The organism is Planktotalea sp. (assembly GCF_049680325.1).
GTDB lineage: Bacteria > Pseudomonadota > Alphaproteobacteria > Rhodobacterales > Rhodobacteraceae > Planktotalea.
Genome location: NZ_JBAUHO010000090.1, coordinates 1 through 4,276, shown reverse-complemented (window position 1 = coordinate 4,276; position 4,276 = coordinate 1). Strand labels below are relative to the sequence as shown.

The following is a 4,276-nucleotide window of genomic DNA, read 5'->3' as shown; positions in this document are numbered from 1 at the left end:
CATGGCGCTGGCGCCGGCGGATGTTGCGATGCGGTTGTCGGCAGGCTCAGGCGAAGAGGAGAGGGTGCTTAATGTCTCTGATGTGAACCCGCTTCCGGATAATACCCGTTCGACCGAGGCTTCCAGTTCAGCGCCGGGATTGAAGCCGCTCAGGAAATCGCCATCAGCAAGAGCACGTGCTGTATTCAGTGGGGCGACCAGCTTACCCCGCAAGGCTCGGAATTCTTCGATAGATGCGAAGAGACCGCTTAGCCCGCTACCTTCAATCAGAGAAGTGAGCTGGGCTTCCAAATTCAGAAGTTGGGACAGTTGTGTCTCTAGTTCCAACCGCATCGTTGCCAGCTGTTGCAGCTGCACATTCAGGTCTTCGGCCATGTGCTCAAGCTGCGCGACCAGCTGGCCAAGCTGAGAGCCATCAAATGTTGGCACGCCTTGTGCACGCGCGGGCGTCGATAAGCCGAGTGCCGTTATGGCGGCGACCGAAAGAAGAAGCTGTTTCAATTTGGCACTCCCATTTGCATGAATTCACGCTCGGACAGGCGGTCCGCGACCAGATGTTGGGCATGGGCCGCTTCGCGCAGTTGGTTGGCTGCCATCAGCCTGACGCGCAGATTTAAAATCCGGGCGATCTCAGCTTTGGCGTAGGTGTTGAGTTCCCACGCGGCTTTCGCATTGGGTTGGGCATCAATCTGCAGAATGATCGCACGCAGGCGGTTGATGACCTGCATCGTCGTGGCGTGGCTGCTTGCGGCGTAGTAGACGCCTGCATCGGAGATGTTTGCATATTCAGCGAGGGCAAAGTCTGAGGATGACAATGTGCCGAGCGCGTCTGCGCCGCCCACAACGGCGAGGTATTCGTTGTAGAATTTTGAGATATTGCGGACATAGCCTTGGGTTTCGGTAAAAGGTGGCACACCGCCATACTCAATCACGCGTCCGGGGCCTGCGTTATAGGCGGCGAGCGCATGAGGAATGTTGCCAAAGCGATTGAGCTGGGTCGTGATGTAGCGCGCGCCACCACGCAAGTTGTCCATTGGGTCATAAGGATTTACGCCCATGTCTGACGCTGTCCCGGGCATGAGTTGGGTTAGACCATAAGCACCAACATGGCTTTCGGCGGTGATATTGAAGCGGCTTTCTTGTCTGATCAGGGCCTGAAACAAGCAGCGCCATTGCGTGGCGGAAAGACCAGCCCGTGCAACACCCGGCGCACCAGCATATTCGCCTGCAACGCGCACAATCATCATCTCAACCGTTTCGCGCCCCTCGCCAAAGAGACGGCTGTTCATCGGGCTTGTATCGGTGTTGGGATAGACTGAGGCGACGCCAAAATCAGCGTTGCCTTCAAGGGCGTTGATATCAAAGCCCGGACCCGTCATGGCGGCAGAAATGGCTTCAAGCGTGCGCAACTGATCCGCTTGCACGTCTGCGATAGAAGACCGCTCGGCCTCTTTGTCACCTTGGGTTCCCAAGTCCTGAACCAATGCGGTCACGCGCGCGATGGTTTGCCCGATCGCGGCGTTGTCTTGCGTTGGCACACCTTGGGCGAAGCCTGTGGCGACGGGCAAGCAAAGCCAAAGCCCGGCAGATATGATGACGAGGCGGATCATTCTGGGCGCGGCAGGGCTTCGAAAGTGCAATCTTTGCCGCTCTCGCCTGAAACAATTTCTGTCGCGGCGAACGATACCGTTGCGCGGGTCACCACAGGCTCACCGCTTCGGTCAAAGCAGGGCGATGTTTTCTCTGTGTACTGCTCGCACGCCGATAGCAACGGCACCGCCGATACCATGAGGAGGGCTGGGAAAAATCTCATTGAGGTCTCCAAAAATCAGGATTTGAACGCCAGTCTGCTGGAACGCGGGCCTCGCCCGTGGCACCACCGCCTAAGATTGGCAGCAAGTCGCCAAGGGCAGAGAGATCAGCATCGACAAAAACGCTGTCGCCTGCGGAGCGCACCAGCGCGATACGTTGGCCAATAGTAGGTTGGACGAGCAATGCAGCTTCCTTGGCGTTAACACGCAGGAAATCGTAGTCAGCCACTGTGGCACGGTCGTTGGGGAACAGGATCTGCGTCGGGACGGTTTCAACAATGGTTTTGCCAACGCGGCTGTCGCGCAACTGGCTGGGATACTGCGTCATCATGATCACGACGCAGTTCATCTTGCGCAGGGTCACGAGCCAGTTTTCCAGACGTGCGCCGAAATAGGGATCATCAAGCAATTTCCACGCCTCGTCCAATACGATGATGGTGGGGCGGCGGTCCTCAACTACGCGCTCAATCTGGCGGAAAATGTAGGAGAGCACCGCCATGCGCTCTGTGGTCATGTCGAGGATTTCTGTCATGTCAAATCCGACAATGTCGCCTGAAAGATCGAGGCTTTGCCCGCGGTCAGGTTCATCAAACACCCAGCCAAACCGACCGCCGGGGGCCCATTCTGCGACGCGGGACTGCAGCTCGCCATCATCATCCAGGGACTGGAACAAGGTCTCAAAGCTGGCAAAGCGCTGTAGGGCAGCACCTGCATCTGCATTCTGTGTTACCGCACCCTGGATATGGCGCGATTGTTCTCCGGATAATGCACCACTGCGCGTCAGCAAGGTCGCCAACCAATCGGACAGCCAAGCGCGACCACGTTCATCGGTTTCAGAGGCGAGCGGGTTAAGGCCCGTGGGCACGCCAGCGCGGATTTCATTGTAGCGGCCACCCAAAGCTCGGACTGCCATTTCCAAGCCACGATCCTTGTCAAAGAAGAATAGGCGTGCTCCCACACGTTGCGCTTGGGCGGTGAGGAAGGCAGTCGTCAATGTTTTGCCAGTTCCCGTGCGGCCCAAAACTAGCGTGTGGCCCACGGTAGGTTCTTTGCCAGCTGCGCCCGCCTCGTGGAAATTGAAGCGATAGCCTGATGTACCGACTGTTGGCAGGACGGCAATGCTCTGGCCCCATGGGCTTTCGTCGTTGCTGCGCCCTTCAACGCTGCCATGGAGAGCTGCGAAGTCGGCAAAGTTGGTTGAGGAGATTGGTGTCTTGCGCGCGCGGTAACCAAAGTTGCCCGGGCTCTGTGCAAAATAGGTGGCTTTAAGAGCCATATTCTCGCGTACGATCACCGCCATGATTTCTTGTCCAACACGTTTGATCTGCGCAGCTGCGCGTTCCAGCGTATCGCGATCTGCTGCATAGACGGCGATGGACAGATGATGGTCACCAAAAGCGATGCGTCCGGCTTCTTGATCATCTGCCGCCAAGGCCATCTGGTCGCGCAAAGATACCGCCGCATCATCAGATGCATGCATCTGTCTGATGATCCGTTGGATGCGCTCGGCCATGATGTTGTTCGGGATTGGACTAAAGGAATTGGTCAGCACGATATCGAGGGGCAGGTCTAACGAGTCCAAGAGAGTAACGTCTGTCAGCGCTGGATAAGTCTTAATGCTAAAGAGCGCCCCATATTTGACGGCACCCGTTGTGGCGCAAGTAATTGTCACCACATCACCATCAAATGTCGCGCGGCAATCACTGATAGTATGGGAAAGGGGCAGGGGGCTTTGACCAAATGCAATAGGTGAAAAGCTTCCCGCATTGAGTGTATTCAAATACCCCAACCATTCACCGCCCGTCTTTGTCAAACGGACAGGGTTTGCCGAAGACAGGGCCACAGCAAAGAAGCCCATAACCTCATTGAGTTCTTGGACACGCGCCGCGCGGTCTTTGATCCAAGCTTTGCGGGCGAGTGCGCGCAGAAACGGGATGCGAGCTGCAAGATTGGGGCGGCGAATGACGCTGAGATACATCTGCCGCTTGGAAGGTCGCAGGCCTTTGATGTGAGCTGCCCAACGGGCCTCGACTTGGGACGCGAAGGTATCACCCTCGACGGGCTTAAGGTCTAAGTTTTGTGGAACAGAGACGCGGTGGATGTAAAAACCGAACGTATTCCCGGTTTGGGCCACGATTGCGGCAACCGCGCGCTTGAGCGCATCAAGGCGATCGTCCTCGGTAGTCATCGGGTTCAGACCATCAAGGCGTAGGGTTGCCAGAAGATCGCCTTCGCGCAGCACCATCACATCGTCCGTTGCCAAAGCAAAATAGGGCAGGTGCTCCGCAAGGTAGCTTTCACGGGCAAATCCTGTTCCCCCAGCTTCACGCACCGCAGGGCCGATGCCGCTCAAAGTTCCACCATCAAGCGCCAAAGCTGTCACCCCCATGATGTGCGCGGTTTTTGGTCGGGCGCACTGTGCCGAAGGAAATGCGCAGCACTTCAAAGAAATGAGGCTCTTTGTC

At 56.9% G+C, this 4,276-nt stretch carries 3 protein-coding genes; all 3 read right to left on the bottom strand.

Going from position 1 to position 4,276, the window contains the following annotated elements; genetic code table 11:
• A partial coding sequence (locus WBC85_RS03620) for a type IV secretion system protein (RefSeq protein ID WP_424433311.1) occupies window positions 1-501 on the bottom strand: 501 nt, incomplete at its 3' end.
• Complete coding sequence (locus WBC85_RS03615; RefSeq protein ID WP_424433310.1) at window positions 498-1,610, bottom strand: lytic transglycosylase domain-containing protein; 1,113 nt, start codon at window positions 1,608-1,610, stop codon at window positions 498-500. The genes WBC85_RS03615 and WBC85_RS03620, both read right to left, overlap by 4 nt.
• 199 nt (window positions 1,611-1,809) lie before the next feature.
• A complete protein-coding gene (locus WBC85_RS03610) occupies window positions 1,810-4,200 on the bottom strand; it encodes a type IV secretion system protein B4 (RefSeq protein WP_424433309.1) in 2,391 nt (796 codons plus the stop codon).
• Between the last annotated feature and the right edge of the window lie 76 nt (window positions 4,201-4,276).